13 protein-coding genes are annotated in these 19,849 nt (G+C 65.9%); 5 read left to right on the forward strand and 8 right to left on the reverse strand.

Features of this window, described 5'->3' with window-relative positions; translation table 11 throughout:
• Positions 1 to 3: 3 nt before the first annotated feature.
• The 8 genes from ACZ9AQ_RS14400 to puuE form a co-directional block, all read right to left on the reverse strand.
• Positions 4 to 1,701 carry a bifunctional metallophosphatase/5'-nucleotidase gene (locus tag ACZ9AQ_RS14400; protein ID WP_429204141.1) on the reverse strand — a complete coding sequence of 566 codons (1,698 nt, stop codon included), beginning with the start codon at positions 1,699 to 1,701 and terminating at the stop codon, positions 4 to 6.
• 204 nt (positions 1,702 to 1,905) lie between these two features.
• Positions 1,906 to 5,325 (reverse strand): TonB-dependent receptor, encoded by a 3,420-nt coding sequence (locus ACZ9AQ_RS14405; RefSeq protein WP_429204140.1) that lies wholly within the window; start codon positions 5,323 to 5,325, stop codon positions 1,906 to 1,908.
• A gap of 512 nt (positions 5,326 to 5,837) precedes the next feature.
• On the reverse strand, positions 5,838 to 7,331 hold the full coding sequence (locus ACZ9AQ_RS14410; RefSeq protein ID WP_429204138.1) for an adenosine deaminase: 1,494 nt from the start codon (positions 7,329 to 7,331) through the stop codon (positions 5,838 to 5,840).
• An 81-nt stretch (positions 7,332 to 7,412) separates the two neighbouring features.
• Positions 7,413 to 8,720 carry a guanine deaminase gene (gene guaD / locus ACZ9AQ_RS14415; protein WP_429204137.1) on the reverse strand — a complete coding sequence of 436 codons (1,308 nt, stop codon included), beginning with the start codon at positions 8,718 to 8,720 and terminating at the stop codon, positions 7,413 to 7,415.
• Positions 8,720 to 9,727: a xanthine dehydrogenase accessory protein XdhC gene (gene xdhC, locus ACZ9AQ_RS14420; protein WP_429204135.1), complete on the reverse strand. Its 1,008-nt coding sequence runs from the start codon at positions 9,725 to 9,727 to the stop codon at positions 8,720 to 8,722. The genes guaD and xdhC overlap by 1 nt, the downstream gene beginning before the upstream one ends.
• Positions 9,724 to 12,048, reverse strand: a complete 2,325-nt coding sequence (xdhB, locus tag ACZ9AQ_RS14425) for a xanthine dehydrogenase molybdopterin binding subunit (RefSeq protein ID WP_429204133.1) — start codon at positions 12,046 to 12,048, stop codon at positions 9,724 to 9,726. The genes xdhC and xdhB overlap by 4 nt, the downstream gene beginning before the upstream one ends.
• Positions 12,049 to 12,058: 10 nt before the next feature.
• Positions 12,059 to 13,522, reverse strand: coding sequence for a xanthine dehydrogenase small subunit (xdhA, locus tag ACZ9AQ_RS14430; protein WP_429204131.1), 1,464 nt, complete (start codon positions 13,520 to 13,522; stop codon positions 12,059 to 12,061).
• A gap of 129 nt (positions 13,523 to 13,651) precedes the next feature.
• Entirely contained in the window at positions 13,652 to 14,599 is a 948-nt protein-coding gene (puuE, locus tag ACZ9AQ_RS14435) for an allantoinase PuuE (RefSeq protein WP_429204129.1), read from the reverse strand.
• Positions 14,600 to 14,790: 191 nt separating this feature from the next.
• Between puuE and uraH the strand changes: the two genes are divergently transcribed.
• From uraH to ACZ9AQ_RS14460, 5 genes are all read left to right on the forward strand, one after another.
• Complete coding sequence (gene uraH / locus ACZ9AQ_RS14440; protein WP_429204128.1) at positions 14,791 to 15,144, forward strand: hydroxyisourate hydrolase; 354 nt, start codon at positions 14,791 to 14,793, stop codon at positions 15,142 to 15,144.
• A gap of 99 nt (positions 15,145 to 15,243) precedes the next feature.
• Positions 15,244 to 15,801, forward strand: a complete 558-nt coding sequence (locus ACZ9AQ_RS14445; protein ID WP_429204127.1) for a ClpP family protease — start codon at positions 15,244 to 15,246, stop codon at positions 15,799 to 15,801.
• A 187-nt stretch (positions 15,802 to 15,988) separates the two neighbouring features.
• Positions 15,989 to 16,351, forward strand: coding sequence for a hypothetical protein (locus ACZ9AQ_RS14450; protein ID WP_429204126.1), 363 nt, complete (start codon positions 15,989 to 15,991; stop codon positions 16,349 to 16,351).
• Positions 16,352 to 16,636: 285 nt separating this feature from the next.
• Positions 16,637 to 18,364 (forward strand): type IV-A pilus assembly ATPase PilB, encoded by a 1,728-nt coding sequence (pilB, locus tag ACZ9AQ_RS14455; RefSeq protein ID WP_429204124.1) that lies wholly within the window; start codon positions 16,637 to 16,639, stop codon positions 18,362 to 18,364.
• Positions 18,365 to 18,386: 22 nt separating this feature from the next.
• A complete protein-coding gene (locus tag ACZ9AQ_RS14460; protein ID WP_429204123.1) occupies positions 18,387 to 19,619 on the forward strand; it encodes a type II secretion system F family protein in 1,233 nt (410 codons plus the stop codon).
• Positions 19,620 to 19,849 lie beyond the last annotated feature (230 nt).

Raw genomic sequence — 19,849 nt, forward strand, 5'->3', positions numbered from 1 at the left:
GTTTCAGTTGACCTTGCGGATGCGTGGCGCCGGGTTGGCAACCCCGGGGGCGATGGCGGCGCCCTGCCCCTCGATCTTCTTCAGCCAGGCGATGAAGCCGTCCAGGTCGCGCATGCCGGTGTCGACGCGCGCCGTCCCGTGGCGGAACTCCGGATAACCGTCGCTGCCTTCGGCCAGGAAGTTGTTGGTGGCGATGCGATAGGTGGCGCCGTCCTGGATCTCCTTGCCGTTCAACCTGAGGCTGCCCGGCACCAGGCGGCTGCCTGCCGGACGCTTCGGGTCCCAGGCATAGGTGAAGCCCTCGGAAATCTGCAGCACCGACGAATTCGAATCGACGCCGTCGGCCCACTGGCGTTCGAGCAGGGAGCGGATCTGTGCGCCGCTCAGGTCCATCACGACCGTCGTGTTGCCGAACGGGAGCACCACCTGGGCCTGGCCGAAGGCCACCATGCCGTCGGGCCCGGCCTCGAGGTCGCGGCGGATGCCGCCATTGTTCATGAAGGCCAGTTGCGCGCCCAGGTGACGGGCCGAATCGAGCGCCGCATCGGCGATCATATTGCCCAGCACCGACTCGCCGGCATCATTGGTCTTGCGCAGCACGGGGGCGCCGGCCACCCGGGCGATCGGGCGATTCAGGGCTTCCTTGCTGCGCTCCTTCACCTGCGCCACGAAGGCCGTCATCTTCGGGTCGGCCGGGTACGCGCCCGGTTTCATCACCACGTTCTTCACCTCGAGGTTGCTGATCGCCCCCGTCGCCGGCTCGACCTGCATCGACACGCGGGTGAGCAGGTGGCCGGCGGTGTCGGCCTGGGTCACGGTGCGGCCGTCGACCTCGCACAGGTAGCCCTGGTGCGAGTGGCCGGTCAGCACCAGCCTGACCGACGGGTCGATTTTTTTCACCACGTCGACGATGTCGCCCTTGAGCTGCGCGCAGCCGGCCTGCAGCGGCGACTCCACCGTGCGGCCGCCCTGGTGCACGAGCGCCACGATGACCTGCGCGCCGGCGGCGCGCATGGCCGGCAGCGTGCGGTTGATCGCCTCGGCCTCGTCATCGAAGCGCAGGCCGGCCACGCCGGAAGCCACCACCATGTTCGGCGTGTCCTTCAGCACCACGCCGACCAGGCCGACCTTGATGCCCTTCACTTCCTCGATTTTGAAGCCCGGGATCACGGGCTTGCCGGTGGCCGCGTCGATCACGTTGGCGCCCAGGTAGGTGAATCTGGCGCCGCCAAAGTCCGGGGTGAACTTGCAGGCGCGGGTCGGATGCGGCGAATCGCAGCCGCCCTTCTGCTGGCGCAGCAGTTCCTTGCGGCCGCCGTCGAATTCATGGTTGCCAAGCGCGCTGGCGCGCAGGCCCAGCATGTTCATCACTTCGATGGTCGGCTCGTCGGCCCACAGCGACGACAGCGCCGGGCTGGCGCCGACGATGTCGCCGGTGGACACCAGCAGCAGGTCCTTGTCTTCCTTGCGCCAGGCCTGCAGGGCCGCGGCCACCGCTTCGGCGCCGCCGGCGCGCATGACTTCTTCCCTGCCGTCCGCATGCTTCAGGACGTAGCGGCTCGGTTCGAGGTTGCCGTGGAAGTCGTTCAGCGACACGAGATTGAGGGTCACCGGCCCCTGGGGCGCGCTGACGCAGCCGGCCAGCAGCAGCGCCATGGTGAGGGTGGAAAGACTGGCGCATGCGCGGCGCGAAACGATCATCGGAACACCTTTAGTGGATGCGGACCGGCGCGAACGGCGGATCCGGAAAAACGGAGCTCGAGCGAACTCGACAGCCAACATTATCCCACGCGGCTCGTGCGCGGAAAATCCTTACGCTGGCTGGGCTCCTACCTTTTTAAAAGAAAAAACGGCCGGTGTTGCCACCGGCCGTTTCGACATGCTCATGCTACGAATTCGACGTGCTTAGAATTCGTACTTGAGGGTTGCCTGGATCGCCCACTGCGACTCGCCCTTCGACTGCTTCAGGTCTTGACGCTCGACGTCGTTACGCACGACGTAGACGTAACGACCTTGTGCATCGGTACCTGCGAAGTCGACGAAGCTACGCGCCTGGCCACCGGCCGACTGGAACGCGACTTCTTCGGTACGGCCCCACTTCTTGTTCAGCAGATTGCCGAAGTTCATGAAGTCGAGCGTGAAGGTTGCCTTGTTGCGCTTGAACAGGCCTGGAATTTCCTGGCTGATGCGCACGTCGAAGGTGTTGACCCATTGCGAGGTGCTGTTGTTACGCTTTACGACACCACCGGCGGCGCCATGCAGGCCCTTGTTGGCATTGACGACGTCCCAGAAACGCTGCTCGTTCGAACGGTTGGCCGCGGTGTCGCCGAAGAACACGACTTCGCCGGAACCGAACGCGGTCGGGATGTACATCAGGTCGTTGCCGGACAGGTTGTCGCCGTTCATGTCGTTGTTGAACGTCCAGCTGTACGGACGGCCTTCACGACCTTCGTAGAACACGCCGAAACGGGTGTTGTAGTTGTCGAAGAACTTCTTCTGGAAGTTCAGCAACGCGTTCACGCGGTTCTTGATGGCGTAGCTCGAGGTCGCGGCGACTTCTTCGTTCGGGTTGAACACCGAACGGCCGTTGAAGTTCGAGTTCGACACCGACGAGGTCAGCGGCGAGACTTCGGTCGCATCGGTGTAGGTGTACGACACCGACCAGCCGAGGCCCTTCGTCATCGGCTGCGACAGCGACATGGTGACCACTTTCGCGTCGCCCTTGTCGGTATCGCGCGCCACCAGCACGTTGTTGAAGCTGCGGTTGCTCAGCGCGCGGTTGGTTGCGCCGCTGTTGCTGATCAGGGTCGCGGCATTGTTCGACACGCCATAGCTGGCCTGATTCAGGCCCGCTGCATTCCAGAACAGCTGACGGCCATCGGCAGAGCCGATCGCGGTCGGGGCGCCCAGGTTCAGGTGCTCGTAATAGATGGCGTGCTTGTTCTTGGTGTACAGCAGCTCACCACCGAACACCAGGCCGCCCCATGGCAGTTCGGTATCGAAGGCCAGGTTGGTCTTCCAGATCGCCGGCTGGCGGAAGCTCGGATCCAGGAAGTCGACGTTGGCGGCAGGCACGGCGCCCGACACGTTCGGCTGGTTGTCCGGATTCGTGCTGAACAGGCCACCGGTGGTCGGGCAACGGGTTGCGCCGACGCCCGAGCAGCTGATGGTCGCGGTGGCGACGCCCGAGGTGGAGAACGGGTTCGACATCCACACGGCGGCGGCGGCGCCCTGGAACAGGCCGAAACCACCGCGCAGCTGGGTTGGGCGCGGCGAATTGTCGAAGCGGTAGTTGAAGCCGACGCGTGGCTGGACCAGGTCGGTGCCGTCGATGGTCCGGGTATTGTCCAGACCGAAGCCGCCCGACTGGCGCACGCCGGTGGCCGGGTTGGCTGCGACCAGCGGCTGGGCCGCGGCGGCGTTGTACAGCGGACGGTTGTTGATGTCGTTACGGTCGTAACGCACGCCGTAGGTCAGGGTCAGCTGGTCGTTGACGGCCCAGGTATCCTGCAGGAACAGACCGGTGTTCTTGGTGTCGAAGCGCGCGATCGCGTCCTCGATCGATGCGCCCGGCAGACCGCGCTGCACGCTGTAGCTCAGCGGACGGCCGCGGCGGAAGTTCTCGAGCACGGCGGCTTCGACTTGCGCATTGGTCGCGCGCGCGCAGCTCGGCAGCGCGCCGAAGCTGTAGAAGTTCGCATCGGCCGAATCCAGGCAGGCGAAGGTGTATTCGCCGAACACGCCCTGCAGGAAGGCGTTGTAGATCTCGGTCTTGGTGTGGTCGGCGCCGAACTTGAGTTCGTGGTCGCCCACGATCCAGTTCGCGCCGGCGTACAGGTCGGTGGTCTTGTTGCCCAGCACGTTGTTGTGACGGCTACGCTCGGTACCGAAGTTCAGGAAGCGGTTGCCGCTGGCCAGGCCGGCCGGCGCGCCTGGCGGCAGCGCGCCCGAGAACTGCAGGGCCATCGATGGCGTACGGGTCGCGTTGACCGGGGCCGAATCGTAGTCGCGGGTCGAGTACTTGAACTCGGTCGAGAAGTTCGCGGTCCAGTCCGAGAACACCTGGGCGACGACGGTCTCGATTTCCTTGCCCTGGTTGTAGAAGCTCGACGACAGGCCGACGCCGGTGTTCGAGAAGCCCGGGAAGAACGGCTCGCCCTGCGTGGTCTTGGCGTAGCGCAGGTTGGCGCGGTGGTCGTCGGTGATGTTCCAGTCGAACTTCACCATGCGCTCTTTCGAGGTCAGCATGGCGCCGGTCGGGACGGCCGGGGTGCCGATGTCGAGGCCATAGCCCTGGGCGATCTGCTGCGCGCCGGCGATGGCCGACTGGGTGATGCCGACGGTGGTGCCGGCGCCGGAACCGATCGGTCCGAAGTCCGGGCTCGAACGCGAGCTCTCGAAGTTTTCGGCCAGGGCGAAGATGAACAGCTTGTCCTGGATCAGCGGACCCGATGCCCACACACCCTTGGTGGTTTCCTTCGACTTCGGCGGTTCGCTGTAGGTGTCGGTGACCACGTCGTAGCGATCGCCCGCCATGGTGTCGTTGCGGAACACGTAGTACACGCCGCCACGATAGGTGTTGGTGCCCGACTTGGTCACGGCGTTGATGTTGGCGCCGGTGTAGCCCTTCTGGGTCACGTCGTAGTTGGCGACGTTGACCTGCACCGACTGGATCGCTTCGATCGAGATCGGCTGGCGCGCGGTCGGGCTGCCGTTCGATTCCAGGCCGAAGGTGTCGTTGATGGCGACGCCGTCGATGGTCATCGAGTTGTAGCGCGAGTTCTGGCCGGCGACCGAGATTTCGCCGCGGTCCTTGTCGGTCTGCGACACGCGCGGGTCGGCACGGGCATAGTCCTGCAGGTTGCGGTTGATCGACGCCTGGGTCTGCAGCTGGGTATTGCTGATAGAGGTGCCCGCGCCCATGTTATTGCTCGAGAAGATTTCCGAGCGAACAGCCGAGCCGGCCACGGTCACGGTCTGGATGCCGACGGTCGCGTCGACGGTCGCGGTCTGGGCCAGTTCGACGTAGACGTCGTTACGGGTCTCGGTGACGCCATCCTTGGTGATGGTAATCGTGTAGGGACCACCCACGCGCAGGCCGCGCGCGGTGTAGCGCCCTTCGGCGTCGGTGACGACATTGCTGACAGAACCCGACTCGACGTGCACGATCTGCACTTGTGCGCCGGCCGCCGGTGCGCCCGCAGCGTTCGAAATGCGGCCGCCGATGGCGGACGTGGTGTTCTGTGCAAACGACGGCGACGCCGCCAATGCAACCGACAAAGCCAGCGCCAATTTGGTGAGCCGGATCTGCTGTTGAGTGATCATTGATTACCCCAAAAAGAACTTCAATTTATTGTTGGACGCCCGGGCGGACGCCCTCCCCTACGATGTACTGCTTGTATTTTTTGCTTGATGCGGCCAGCGCTTCAGCCGGCAAGCGGCTGCGATTTTATCGTTACAATGTTTCAACAAAGTTACACGACAGAGTAGTGAGATACAGCGCAATCCCGCCCAATATGCATGAGCTTTGAACAACCCGACAAATTCGTTTTGGCTTGGCTATTCAGAGCTTTTACGTATAAATCGCTGTGTAAGTGTTGTCTGTACGCGACATAATCAGAGTGCTGTCGGCCCAAATATGACAAGGCGGGATTATATGTGCGGCAATCTTGCGCGGAATTTTTTTGATAAAAATTCCGTCGAAGCGCCGTGGGAACGAAGATTTTTGTAGCGTGAAGACGACATAAGTTAATTTTTAATTAACTTAGTGCCGGGGAGTCGCGGGGGATGATGACAAGATGGCGACCCGGCGGGCGCCGGGCCGCGCAAGTCACACTTTATTTGGCGCGGACCGCCAGGGCGCTCAGCCCCGCGATCTTTGCTTCGAATTCGGTGTAACGTTGGTCCAGCTGGCGGGTCAGCCGTTGCTTTTCCGCCACGGGCAGGAAGGCGTAGCGGATGCTGTTGTACGAGGCCTTCTTCACTTCCGCGTAGCTCGGCTTGAACTGGCTGGCGAACTGCACGTACTCATGCGACAGCGTGTGGCGGGTCACGCCGGCGTCGTCGGTCGAGATCACGTAGGGCACGCCGTATTTGCGGTACAGGTTGAGCGGGTGGTTCGCGCTCGACACGCCGCTGATGAAGGCATTCGAGGTCAGGTTGATCTCGACCGGGATGTCCTTCTCGCGCATGGTCTTCATGATGCCGAGGGCATTCGCCTCGTGCGCCAGGTCCAGGCCGTGGCCGATGCGGTTGGCGCCCGCCACCGCCAGCGCCTGGTCGATGTGGAATTTCAGGCCTTCCGGCGGCACGTCGCCCAGCGCCAGTTCGCCCGCATGCATCGCCACCTTCACGTCCGGGTAGACCGACTTCAGGAAGCGGAACATCTTCATGTGGAGAACGTAGTCGCGCATCGCCACGTGGGTGCTTTCCTGGCCCACGATGTTCAGGCCAACGATGCGCCCGCCCTTGCTCGCCGCCTTGAAGCTCGACACCATGGCCGAGAACACCTGTGACGGGTTCAACAGGCGCAGCGTGTAGTTCTGGTAGCGCATGGTGAAGCGCTCGTCGTCGATGCCTTCCGAGGCCGCATGGATCTGCGCGACGAAGTCGTCGATCGACTTGTTGAAGGCGGCGTCCTGGTCCAACGCCTTGAGCTTGGCGCGCAGCGCATCGTCGAGCGCCTTGTCGTCGTTCACATGGGTCCAGGTCTGGCTGTCGAAATCCGGGTTGGCGATGAAGGGCGACAGCAGGAACATCGTTTCGATGTAGCCGACATTTTCCGCGATCGCGCGCCCCTTGATCTCAAGCAGACCTTCACGCAGGTTGTCGTTGGCCACCGGGCCGAAGTAGCCGAAGGTCTGGAAGAAGCGCTGGTCGGGCGCCGGCTGCAGATGCGTGTGGTTGTAGAAATCCCTGTTCGACCAGCGCTTGGCCACTTCGCGCCAGGCATCTTCGTCGGCGCGCACCTCGGCGCCCGAGCGGCAGACCCGCTGCGCCGCCGGTTTCGCGCGCTCGGCGGCGACGGTGGCCTTGTCGGTCTCGATGCGCCAGGTCTGGGTGTCGATGCAGAAGCCCTGCTTGTCGACGAATTCGGTATAGGTCTCGGCGTACACCGAACCCGAATAATGGTGGTGCAGGTCGCCGCCCTTCGGCATCTGGGTGAAGAACAGCGTCAGCTCGGACAGCTTCGGCTGCTCGCCCGCGATCAGGCCCGCGTAGTGGCGGGCGGTGGCCGCTTCATTGGCGCTGGCGGCGGGCTCCTTGGCCCAGGCCGGGGCGCCGGCCACGGCCAGCGCCAGCAGCGCGCCGCCGGGGAATAGCTTGTGCATGGTGTGCTTTCTGGATGAGATCGAATCGCGCCACTCTAACTGCTTCGTTCACCATTGGCAATATTGTGAAACCCGTCCGTTTCACGCGCGTGCATGCACCCGGCGTCCACCCGAATAGGTGGCGGCAACCGTGCGGTCGTCGCCCAGCAGCGCCAGCGCGAACAGCAGTTCTTCCAGCGAATTGCAATGGCGCGTCCTGCGCGCCAGCAGCGGCGTGGCCTCGCGGTCGAGCACCACGAAGTCGGCTTCCAGGCCAGGCTGGAAGCTGCCGATCGTGTCGTCCAGGCGCATGCTGCGCGCCGCGCCCAGGGTGGCGAGATAGAACATGCGCAGCGCCGGCAGGTAGCTGCCCTTCAGGCGCGCCACCTTGTAGGCTTCGTTCATGGTCTGCAGCATCGAGAACGAGGTGCCGGCGCCGACGTCGGTGCCCAGCGACAGCAGCACCCGCGCGCTGTCGGCGCGTTCGAAATCGAACAGGCCGCTGCCCAGGAACAGGTTCGAGGTCGGGCACACGGCGGCGGCCGACCCGGTGGCCGCCATGCGCGCGAAGTCTTCGTCGTCGAGCCAGATGCAGTGGCCGAACAGCGCGCGCGGACGCATCAGGCCGAAACGTTCGTACACATCCAGGTAGCTGCGCGCCTGCGGGAACAGTTCGCTCACCCAGGTGCACTCGTCCTTGTTTTCCGAGACGTGGGTCTGGATGAAAGTGTCCGGGTGGCGCGCCGCCAGTTCGCCGGTCAGGCGCAGCTGGACGTCGGTCGAGGTCGGGGCGAAGCGCGGCGTGATCGCGTACAGCGACCGTCCGCGCTTGTGCCATTTATTGATCAGGTCTTCGCTTTGCCCCAGGTCGCCCTCAAGGTCGCGCAGGAAATCCGGGCAGTTGCGGTCCATCAGCACCTTGCCGGCCACCATGCGCAAGTCGCGCGCTTCGCTCGCTTCAAAAAAGGCGTCGACCGACTGCGGATGCACGGTGCAGTACACCACGGCGGTGGTGGTGCCGCAGCGCAGCAGCTCGTCCAGGAAGAACTCGGCGGTCGGGCGCGCATGCGCCGGGTCCTCGAAGCGGCGCTCGGTCGGGAAGGTGTAGGTCTCCAGCCATGGCAACAGGCCCGGCGCCGGCGAGGCGATCATGTCGGTCTGCGGGTAATGCAGGTGGGTGTCGATGAAGCCGGGCGCGATCAGCTTGCCGCGGTAGTCGACCGGCTCCAGGCCGGGCGGCAGGGTCGGCGCCAGCGCGGCGTAGTCGCCGGCGGCCCTGACCCTGCCATTTTCAATGATCAGCAGGCCGTCTTCATGCCACAGCGCGGCCCCGTCGTCGAAGGCCGGGTCGGCGCGAAAGTGCAGCAAGCCGGCACGGTAGGCTTGCACATTGGATGATACGGTGGACATTACGAGAGTTCCGGTTGTTCTTCAGGATGGTGGGCAGCTTCCCACACGGACAGCAGCTGGGCCGCGACGGAGGCGGCAATCACGGCCGGGGCCTTGCCCTTGACGCCGGGCAGGCCGATCGGGCACACCATATCGCCGATGCGCGCGGCATCGACGCCGCGTTCGCGCAGGCGCGCCTCGAACTGGCTGCGTTTGGTACCCGATCCTATCAGGCCGAACCAATCCTTGCAGGAATCGCCGTGCGCTCGAGACAGGATCGCGTGGCACAGGCGCAGGTCGAGCGCGTGGCTATGGGTCATGACCAGGAAGCTGGTGCCGGGGGCGGCGCGCTCGACCAGCGCTTCCGGGGTGTCGGTCGCTTCCACCGTCACATTGGCGGGATGGTGGTCCGGGAACAGGTCGTCGCGCTCGTCGACCCAGGTGACGCGGCAGGGCAAGTGCGCCAGCGCGCGCACGATGGCGGCGCCGACGTGGCCGGCGCCGAACAGCATCAGGTGCGCGCGCGGGGCGAGGACGGCGTCCAGCAGCCAGCGGCGAGCGCCCTCGCCTTGCACCACCCGGGTCTGCAACGCCGGGGAAGAGGATGGCATGCCGGCATGGGCGGCGCCGGCCAGGTGGCGGCCCGCCTCGTCGCGCAGGGCCCATTCGCCGGCGCCGTCGAGGGCGACCAGGCGCCACGTGTCCTGGCCGCGGCGCGCGCGCAGGAAGGCCATCTGCTCGACTTCCAGGCGCTCGAAGGCGAGCCAGGCGACGCCGCCGCAGCACTGGCCCAGGCTTGGCCCCAGCGCGAAGCGCTCGAAGCGGCGCGCCTCGCCCAGTTGCAGCATGAGGCGGGCGATGTCCAGGGCGCGATGCTCGAGGTGGCCGCCGCCGATGGTGCCGTCGAAATCCCCGGCGCGCACCAGCATCTTCGCGCCCGGCTCGCGCGGCGCCGAGCCTTTCACGGCCGCCACCGTGACCAGCACGGCGGCGCTGCCCTGCTGCGCATCGAGCCAGTCGTGCGTCATGCGCGCGCCGCCTCGACGAATGCGACCGCTTTCAGTATTTCTTCGGACGTCGCCGGGGCGTTCAAAGGCGGATTGACCCGGTGCCCGCCGACGCTCGAGATGGCGTCGCGGATGGCGAAGAAGACCGAGAACGGCAGCAGCAGCGGCGGCTCGCCGACCGCCTTCGAGCGGTGGATGCTGTCCTCGACGTTGGCGTTGTCGAACAGGCGCACGCGGAAGTCCTCGGGGCAATCCGAGACCGCCGGAATCTTGTAGGTCGACGGCGCATGCGTCATGAGTTTGCCGGCCGGGTTCCACCACAGTTCTTCCGTCGTCAGCCAGCCCATGCCCTGGATGAAGGCGCCTTCGACCTGGCCGATGTCGATCGCCGGATTGAGCGAGCGGCCGGCGTCGTACAGCGCATCCACGCGCAGCAGCTTCCATTCGCCGGTGAGCGTGTCGACCACGACCTCCGACACCGCCGCGCCATAGGCGAAGTAGGAGAACGGCCGGCCGGTCATCGTCTTCGGATCCCAGTGCAGGCCGGGCGTCGCATAAAAACCGTCGGACCACAGCTGCACCCGCGCCAGGTAGGCTTTCGCCACCAGTTCCTCGAACGGCAGCGCCATGCCGGCGACGAACACGGTCCCGGCCGCGAAGCGCACCTCGCTCGCCTGCCCGCCGTGCAGGCCGGCGGCGAAATCGGCCAGGCGCGCGCGGATGGTGCGCGCCGCGTCCTGGGCCGCCTTGCCGTTCAGGTCGGCGCCGGTGGAGGCCGCCGTGGCCGAGGTGTTGGCGACCTTGGACGTGTTGGTGGCGGTGACGCGCACCCGCGCCAGGTCCACGCCCAGCTCGTGCGCCACCACCTGCATCACCTTGGTGTTGATGCCCTGCCCCATCTCGGTGCCGCCATGGTTGACCAGGACCGAGCCATCCACGTAGACGTGCACCAGCGCCCCGGCCTGGTTCAGGTGGCTGACGTTGAAGGCGATGCCGAACTTGAGCGGCGTGAGCGCCAGGCCCTTCTTGAGCACCGGGCTGGCGCGGTTGTATTCGAGGACGGCGGCGCGCCGGGCGCGGTAGTCGCTGTCGGCTTCGAGCTCGGCCACCAGCTCGGGGAGCACGTTGTCGACGATCTCCTGGCCGAAGGGGGTGACGTTGCGCTCCGTCTTGCCATAGAAGTTCAGGCGCCGCACGTCGAGCGCATCGCGCTGGAGGTTGCGCGCGATCTCGTCGAGCACGTACTCGATGGCGATCGCGCCCTGCGGCCCGCCGAAGCCGCGAAATGCCGTGTTCGACTGGGTGTTGGTCTTGCCGCAGGCGGCGCGGATCTCGACGTCGGACAGGTAATAGGCGTTGTCGAAGTGGCAGACCGCGCGCGTCGCGACCGGGCCCGACAGGTCGGCCGAGTAGCCGGCGCGGGTGACCATGTCGACCTTGGCCGCCAGGATGCGGCCGTCGTCGTCGTAGCCGACCTGATACTCGTAGTGGAAGCAGTGGCGCTTGCCCGTGACCAGCATGTCGTCGTCGCGGTCGGCGCGCAGCTTGACCGGGCGGCCCGACCGCACGGCCGCGATGGCCGCCGCCGCCGCCCACAGCGCCGACTGCGATTCCTTGCCGCCGAAGCCGCCGCCCATGCGGCGGCACTCGACCGTCACGTGATGCGAGTGCAGGCCCAGCGCATGCGCGACCACGTGCTGCATCTCGCTCGGGTGCTGGGTCGAGCAGTAAACGTGCATGCCGCGGTCTTCGCCGGGGATCGCATAGGCGATCTGCCCTTCGAGGTAGAACTGTTCCTGGCCGCCCACGTGCAGCTCGCCCTTGACCGTGTGCGGCGCGCGCGCGAACGCCTGCGCCGCGTCGCCCCGGGCCAGGCGCATCGGCGGCAGCACGTACGAGGCGGCGGCGCGCGCCGCCTGCGGCGTGAGAATGGCCGGCAGGTCGTCGTAGTCGACCTCGGCCAGGCGCGCCGCGCGGCGCGCATTGTCGTGGCTGTCGGCGACGACGATGAAGATCGGCTGGCCCACGTACTGGACCAGGCCGTCGGCCAGGATCGGATCGTCGTGGACGATCGGCCCGCAATCGTTCAGGCCCGGAATGTCGCGCGCCGTCAGCACGGCGACCACGCCGCGGCTGGCCGCCACCTGCGCCAGATCGATCGACTTGATGCGCGCATGCGCGCGCGCCGACAGGCCGAGGGCCGCGTGCAGCGTGCCGGCCAGCTCGGCGATGTCGTCGGTATAGGTGGCCTGGCCGCGCACGTGCAGCTCGCTTGACTCGTGCTGGCGTGCGCGGCCGACTTCGGCCCAGGCGTCCATGCGTTTCAAGCCGGCGTCGTTCATGGTCGTTTCCTCACAGGCTGGCAAAGGCGTTGACGGCGCTGGCCGGCAGCGGATTATCCGGGCGCGTTTCCAGCCAGAACCGGTGCAACAGGTTTTGCGCGGCGCGCATGCGGTAGCTGCCGGAGGCGCGCGCGTCGCTCAGCGGCGCATAGTCGCGCGTGAGCGCGGCCATTGCCGCGCGCAGCGTGGCTTCGCTCCAGGCCTGGCCGCGCAGGACGGCTTCGGCCTCGGGCGCGCGCTTCGGGGTGGCCGCCATGCCGCCGAAGGCGATGCGCGCATCGAGGATGGTGTCGCCATCGAGCGTCACGGCGAAGGCGGCGCACACGGCCGAGATGTCCTGGTCGAAGCGCTTGGCCAGTTTATAGGTACGAAAGCGCAGCCCATCGGTTGGCAGCGGCACGCGCACGGCTTGCACGAACTCGCTTGCGCGCAGATCTTTCTGCTGGTAGCCCAGATAGAAATCTTCCAGCGCCAGCACGCGCATGCCCTCGGCGCCATTGAGCACCACCTGGCTGCCCAGCGCGATCAGCCACGGCATCGAATCGCCGATCGGCGAACCGTTGGCGACGTTGCCGCCGAGGGTGCCGGCATTGCGGATCGGGAGCGAGGCAAAGCGCTGCCAGAGTTCGGACAGCTCGGCCGGATAGCGCTCGCACAGCGCCGCGTAGGCATCCTGCAGCGAGACGCCGGCGCCGATCTCGAGCATGCCGGCATCGATACGCACGCGCTTGAGCGCCTCGACCTGGCCCAGGTAGATCACGTCGCCCAGCGTGCGCAGCTGCTTGGTGACCCACAGGCCGACGTCGGTCGAACCGGCCAGCAGCAAGGCGGCAGGGTGCGCGGCGCGCAAGGCCACCAGTTCGTCCAGCGTGCGCGGCGCGTGGAAGCGCTGGCCGTCGGCCGCGTAGCTCAAGCCAGTGCTGCGCTGCAGGCCGCGCAGGCGCCCGGCCAGCGCCGCCTTGTCGAAAGCGACCGGCGGGAGTTCGACCATGCGGCGCGCGGCGTCGATGATGGGACGGTAGCCAGTGCAGCGGCACAGGTTGCCGGACAGTGCATCGTCGATGGCGGCGCGCGCCGGCGCGCGGCCCTCCTGCTTGAGGTACATGCCCCACAGCGACATGGCAAAGCCCGGCGTGCAGAAGCCGCACTGGGAACCGTGGCACTCGACCAGGGCCTGCTGCACCGGATGCAGCGCGCCGTCGGCCTGGGCCAGGTCTTCGACCGTGAACAGCGCCTTGCCGTCCAGCGTCGGGGTGAACTGGATGCAGGCGTTGACGGCCTTGAGCGCCACCTCGCCGTTTTCCAACGAACCGACCACCACCGTGCAGGCGCCGCAGTCGCCTTCGGCGCAGCCTTCCTTGGTGCCCGTGCAGCGCAAGTCCTCCCGCAGGTGTTGCAGGACGGTGCGCGTCGGCGGCGCGTCGCGCAGTTCGCGCACCTCGCCACGAAAGAGGAATCGGATCGGTTCTGACATGCCTGTCTCGAAGTGGACTTTACTGTTCGCCAAGGGCGGAAGGCTACCATCCGCCAGCCATACTCATATCATCATATTCCGATATTGATTATCATCAGATCTAAATATCCTGTGCGCGCGCCCGGCACGTCATTCCACACAAGGATGCACCGTTTTCCAGTGATTGGCGATATCGATGCGGCGCGTCACCCACACACGGTCATGCCGCATCACATAATCGAGGAAGCGCGCCAGCGCCGCCGTCCGCCCGGGCCGCCCCGCCAGGCGGCAGTGCAGGCCGACCGACAGCATCTTCGGCCGGTTGAGGCCCACGGGGTCGCCTTCGGCGTAGAGCACGTCGAACGCGTCCTTCAGGTAATCGAAGAACTGGGTGCCTGAATTGAAGCCCTGGGCCGTGGCGAAGCGCATATCGTTGGTGTCGAGCGTGTACGGCACCACCAGGTGCGGCACGGCGCGCACGACGCCGTTGGCGTCAAGCGCATCGACCCGCTGCCAGAACGGCAGGTCGTCGCCATAGTGGTCGGCGTCGTAGACGAAGCCGCCGTGCTCGACCACCAGCCGGCGCGTATTGGGCGAGTCGCGTCCCGTGTACCAGCCCTGCGGCGCGGCGCCGGTCAGGGAGCGCATGATCTCGACGGCCTCTTTCATGTGCGCGCGCTCGGTCGCCTCGTCGACGTTCTGGTACGAGATCCAGCGCAGGCCGTGGCAGGCGATCTCGTGCCCCAGCTCGCGAAACGCGGCGACGGCGTCGGAGTGGCGCGCCAGCGCCTGCGCCACGCCGAACACGGTCAGGGGCAGCCGGCGCTCCTCGAACAGCCGCAGCAGGCGCCACAGGCCGGCGCGCGCGCCGTATTCATACAGCGACTCCATGCTCATGTGGCGTGCCGGAAAGGCGCTGGCGCCGACGATCTCGGACAGGAAGGTCTCGGAGGCCGGGTCGCCGTGCAGCACGCAGTTCTCGGCGCCCTCTTCGTAGTTCAGCACGAACTGCAGGGCGATGCGCGCGCCGCCGGGCCAGCGCGCATGCGGCGGATTGCGGCCGTAGCCGGCCAGGTCGCGCGGATAGGAAACTGCCATGGCGTCCCTCGACAAGGAAGAATACGCTCGATCATATATTGCAACGACCACGACGGTATATGAGCAGACGCATATGCCGGCTCTCGGCGCCGATATACGCTTCAGGCGCGCAATAAAAATGCGGCGACGCCTGTCCGTCGACGGCGGCGTTATGATGCGCTTTCCTCCACGCTCTTCCGACAAGGACCAGGATGGGAAAACTGACCACCCACGTACTCGACACCGCCCACGGCTGCCCCGGCGCCGGCATCCGGGTCGAGCTGTACGCCCTCGGCGCCGACGGCCGCACGCTCCTGACCAGCACGCTGACGAACGACGACGGCCGCTGCGGCGCACCCCTGCTGGAAGCGGCCTCGCTGCGGGCCGGCCAGTACGAACTGGTGTTCCATGCCGGCGACTACTACGCGGCGCGCGGCGTCGACCTTCCCGCCCCCCGTTTCCTGGACCGCATCACGCTCTGCTTCGGCATCGCCGACCCCGACCAGCACTACCACGTGCCGCTGGTGATGACGCCGTGGTCGTATTCGACCTACCGCGGCAGCTAGCGGACTTCTGCTGTCCGGGCCGCGCAGGAAGACGCACCGCGCTGAAAAAAAAATTGCTATGCTTGGCTGCGAGATACTACCGCTGGAGCAGAGGCGCGCATGGCATTGCACATCGTTCATTTCATCGGCCCAATCAACCACCAATCCGCCTGCACGGTGCGCAACTGTTGCCTGGAGGCGCTGCAAAAAGGCGCGACCGAGATCGCGCTGCACATGTCGACCGAGGGCGGCAACATGACGGCCGGCTTCGCGCTCTACTTCTTCCTGAAGTCGCTGCCTATCCCGCTCACCACCCACAATATCGGCAGCGTCGAATCGGTCGGCGTGGTGATCTTCCTGGCCGGCCAGAAGCGCTATGCCTGTCCCGGCACGCGCTTCCTGATCCACCCGCTGCACTGGGGCTTCGGCAACCTGGTGGCGGCCGACCATGCGCGCGTGTCGGAGTGGCGCGAGTGCCTGGATTTCGACGCCGACCGCTACGCCAGCATCTTCCGCGAGACCACCCGCGAAGCGGGCCATGAAACCGACATCCGGCCGCACCTGACCGGCCAGGCTCGCATCTATAGCGCCGAAGAGGCGGTCGGCGCGGGGATCGTCCATGAAGCGGTGCAGGCCAGGTTGCCGACGGCGGGCCCGACCTGCCATTGGTGGAACTGACCGGCGTGTGTCACTTCAGCCACATCTGTTGGCAATTTGACGATAAATCTTATCAATTGTTATAAAACTGTTGCTGAGCAAATTAGCTGCTGGATAGAATCACCTCCGTCAACCACGGGCGCCCCTGCCTGCTGCCCTCGCCAGCGCCCTCTTTTCTTGCAGCCACGTAACAATCGCAGTACCTCAGATGAAAAAGAACATCCGCGCCGCCCTGCTGGCGCTCTCCCTGCTCGCGCCTGCCGTTCACGCCCAGGACCGCGCCGGGGTCGACGCCAGGCCCGATCCGCGCACCGGCGACAGCGTCAATCACCGGCAAGCGCTGGCCGTCCGCGATGCGGCGCGTCAAGACGCCAAAGAACCACGCGCCGCCGGGCAAGACCAGCCGTGCGCGCAGTTTCGCATTTCAGACGACATGAACGCACGCGCCGGCCGCATCGGCCTGCCGGCATTCATGGCGACGAACCACCGCAATCCCGGCGACGCCAACATGCTCCAGCGTCCGATGGCCATCATCCGCGCGACCGACGGGGCCTACGCCGAGGCGCCTTGACGCCTGTCCCGGCATTGGCGGAGGGACTGATCGAAGCAACCACGACCATGAAACCTTTGCCAAGACTGTTTCATCCGGGTTAACGCAGTCCGCTCCATCCAGCGCAAACCACGCCCATCCATTCCGGGCGATCCTGCCCGCCATGCCAATTCGTCCACGTGGTACGAACGCATCTGACCAGCACCAAATACTTTACAAATTTAGTGCCTGTAGGCATGATCCCTTGGTCCGCCGGCCCGCCCGGCGCCCTTGTCGCTTCCCTTGAGGTTCCCACACACGGCGCATATGGCAGCAGTCCTCCCCAACACGACCACCGGCGCTCCGCTGTCGGGACTGGCGCGCGCGCTGGTGCAGGCCAATCGCCTGAGCGCCGCGCAGGCGGACATGCTGCACAAAAAGGCCATCCAGGAAAAGACGGCCTTCATCGACGCCGTGCTCGCCAGCGGCGCGATCGAGCCGCGCGCGCTGGCCGCCTTCTGCGCCGAGACCTTCGGCTATCCGCTGTTCGACCTGACGGCCTTCGCGCCGGAGGTCCTGCCCACCAGCGCCATCGACGCCAGGCTGATGCAGGCCCAGCGCGTGATCGCGCTGGCCAAGCGCGGCAACAAGCTGTCGGTCGCGCTGTCCGACCCGACCAATAACCAGGCCCTGGACCAGATCAAGTTCCAGAGCGAGGCGACGGTCGAGCCGGTGATCGTGCCGCACGACGCGCTGCTGGCGCTGCTGGCCGTGATCGCCAAGGGCGCCGAGCAGGATTTGAGCGAGCTGGCGGGCGACGACGCCGAGATCGAATTCGCCGAGGAAGACCAGCAGTCGGCAACGCCGGCCGAGGCCACCAGTGACGTCGAGGACGCGCCGATCGTGCGCTTCCTGAACAAGATCCTGATGGACGCGGTACAGATGGGCGCGTCGGACATCCACTTCGAGCCCTACGAAAAGTATTACCGGATCCGTTTGCGGGTCGACGGTGTGCTGCGCGACCACGCATCGCCACCGTTGTCGATCCGCGAAAAGCTGGTGTCGCGCATCAAGGTGCTGGCGCGGCTGGACATCGCCGAAAAACGGGTGCCGCAGGACGGCCGCATGCGGCTCATCCTGTCGGCCACGCGTGCCATCGATTTCCGTGTCAGCACCTTGCCCACGCTGTTCGGCGAAAAGACCGTGATGCGTATCCTGGACGCGACCCAGGCGCAAATGGGCATCGACGCGCTCGGCTACGACCCGGACCAGAAGGCGCTGCTGCTGGACGCGATCGCCCGCCCCTACGGCATGGTGCTGGTGACGGGGCCGACCGGTTCGGGCAAGACCGTGTCGCTGTACAGCTGCCTGAATCTGCTGAACAAGCCAGGCATCAATATTTCGACCGCGGAAGACCCGGCCGAGATCAACCTGCCGGGCGTGAACCAGGTCAACGTCAACGACAAGGCCGGCCTGACCTTCCCGGTGGCGCTCAAATCCTTCCTGCGCCAGGATCCCGACATCATCATGGTCGGCGAGATCCGCGACCTGGAAACGGCCGACATCGCGATCAAGGCCGCCCAGACCGGCCACATGGTGTTCTCGACCCTGCACACCAACGATGCGCCGTCGACCCTGACGCGCCTGATGAACATGGGCGTGGCGCCGTTCAACATCGCCTCGTCGGTGATCCTGATCACGGCCCAGCGCCTGGCGCGGCGCCTGTGCGGCTGCAAGCAGCCGCTCGAGATCGGCCGCGAGGCCCTGGTGGCCGCCGGCTACCGCGACAGCGACCTGGACGGCGACTGGCGGCCCTATGGCCCGGTCGGCTGCGACCGCTGCCTGGGTTCGGGCTACAAGGGCCGGGTCGGCATCTACCAGATCATGCCGATCTCTCCCAGTATCGAGGCGCTGATCCTGGCCAACGGCAATTCGATGGAGATCGCGGCCCAGGCCGAGAAGGAAGGCGTGAACTCGCTGCGCCGCTCGGGCTTGCTGAAGGTGAAACAGGGGCTGACCAGCCTTGAAGAAGTGCTTGGCTGCACCAACGAATAAGACCCGGACAGGAACCCGAACAATGGCAACATCCCACCAACCCAAGAGCCGTGGCGCCCAGGTCAAGGAGAACGTCTACGCCTGGGAAGGCAAGGACAAGACCGGCCGCGTCGTGCGCGGCGAAGTGCGCGCGGGCGGCGAAGCGATCGTCAACGTGACCCTGCGCCGCCAGGGCATCATGGTCACCAAGGTCAAGAAGAAGGTCTACCGCAGCGGCCGCAAGATCACGGACAAGGACCTGACCATGTTCACGCGTCAGCTCGCGACCATGATGAAGGCCGGCGTGCCGCTGCTGCAGTCGTTCGACATCGTCGGCAAGGGCCACAGCAATCCGTCGATGGCCAAGCTGATCCAGGACCTGCGCAACGACGTCGAGACCGGCACCAGCCTGAACCGCGCCTTCCGCAAGTTCCCGCTGTACTTCGATCCGCTGTTCTGCAACCTGGTCGGCGCCGGCGAACAGGCCGGCATCCTGGAAGACCTGCTCACGCGCCTGGCGATCTACAAGGAAAAGACGCTGGCGCTCAAGGGCAAGATCAAGTCGGCCCTGACCTATCCGATCGCGATCCTGGCGGTGGCCCTGGTCGTCACGGCCGTGATCATGATCTGGGTGGTGCCGGCCTTCAAGCAGGTGTTCTCGAGCTTCGGCGCCGACTTGCCGACCCCGACCGTGGTGGTGATGGCGATCTCGGACTTCGTGGTGCAATGGTGGTACGTGATCTTCGGCTCGCTGTTCGGCGGGTTGTACCTGTTCTTCCAGGCCTGGCGCCGCTCGCTCAGGATGCAGCAGGTGATGGACCGCGTGCTGCTGCGCCTGCCGATCTTCGGCAGCGTGATCCGCAAGGCCACCATCGCGCGCTGGACGCGCACCCTGTCGACCATGTTCGCGGCCGGCGTGCCGCTGGTGGAAGCGCTCGACTCGGTCGGCGGGGCCTCCGGCAATGCGGTCTACCTGGAAGCCACGCGCAAGATCCAGAACGAGGTCAGCACCGGCACCAGCCTGACCACGTCGATGCAGAATGCGGACGTGTTCCCGAACCTGGTGATCCAGATGGTGCAGATCGGCGAAGAGTCAGGCTCGCTCGACGCCATGCTGGGCAAGGTGGCGGACTTCTTCGAGGATGAAGTCGACGAAGCGGTGGCGGCGCTGTCGTCGCTGATGGAGCCGCTCATCATGGTCATTCTCGGGGTGCTGATCGGCGGGCTGGTGGTCGCGATGTATTTGCCGATCTTCAAGCTGGGGTCGGTGGTGTGAAGACGGAGCTGTAGGTTCTCAGAATACTTCGCAGTGTCTCAGAAAACTTTGCTGTGAAGTCGCAGTGTTCCCATGCGATTCGCAGCAATTCCGCTTGGTTCTGGCAACGACTGCCGGTGCATGTCGCCGCTTTTATCCATACCAATGGCCTGACCGGCCTCGACGTGGCCGGCAGTTCGACCGGTAGGCTGGCGCCGCGCGGCTCGCCAGCCGATCCAGGCTTGGCGCGC

It is taken from the genome of Massilia sp. UYP34, assembly GCF_056279385.1.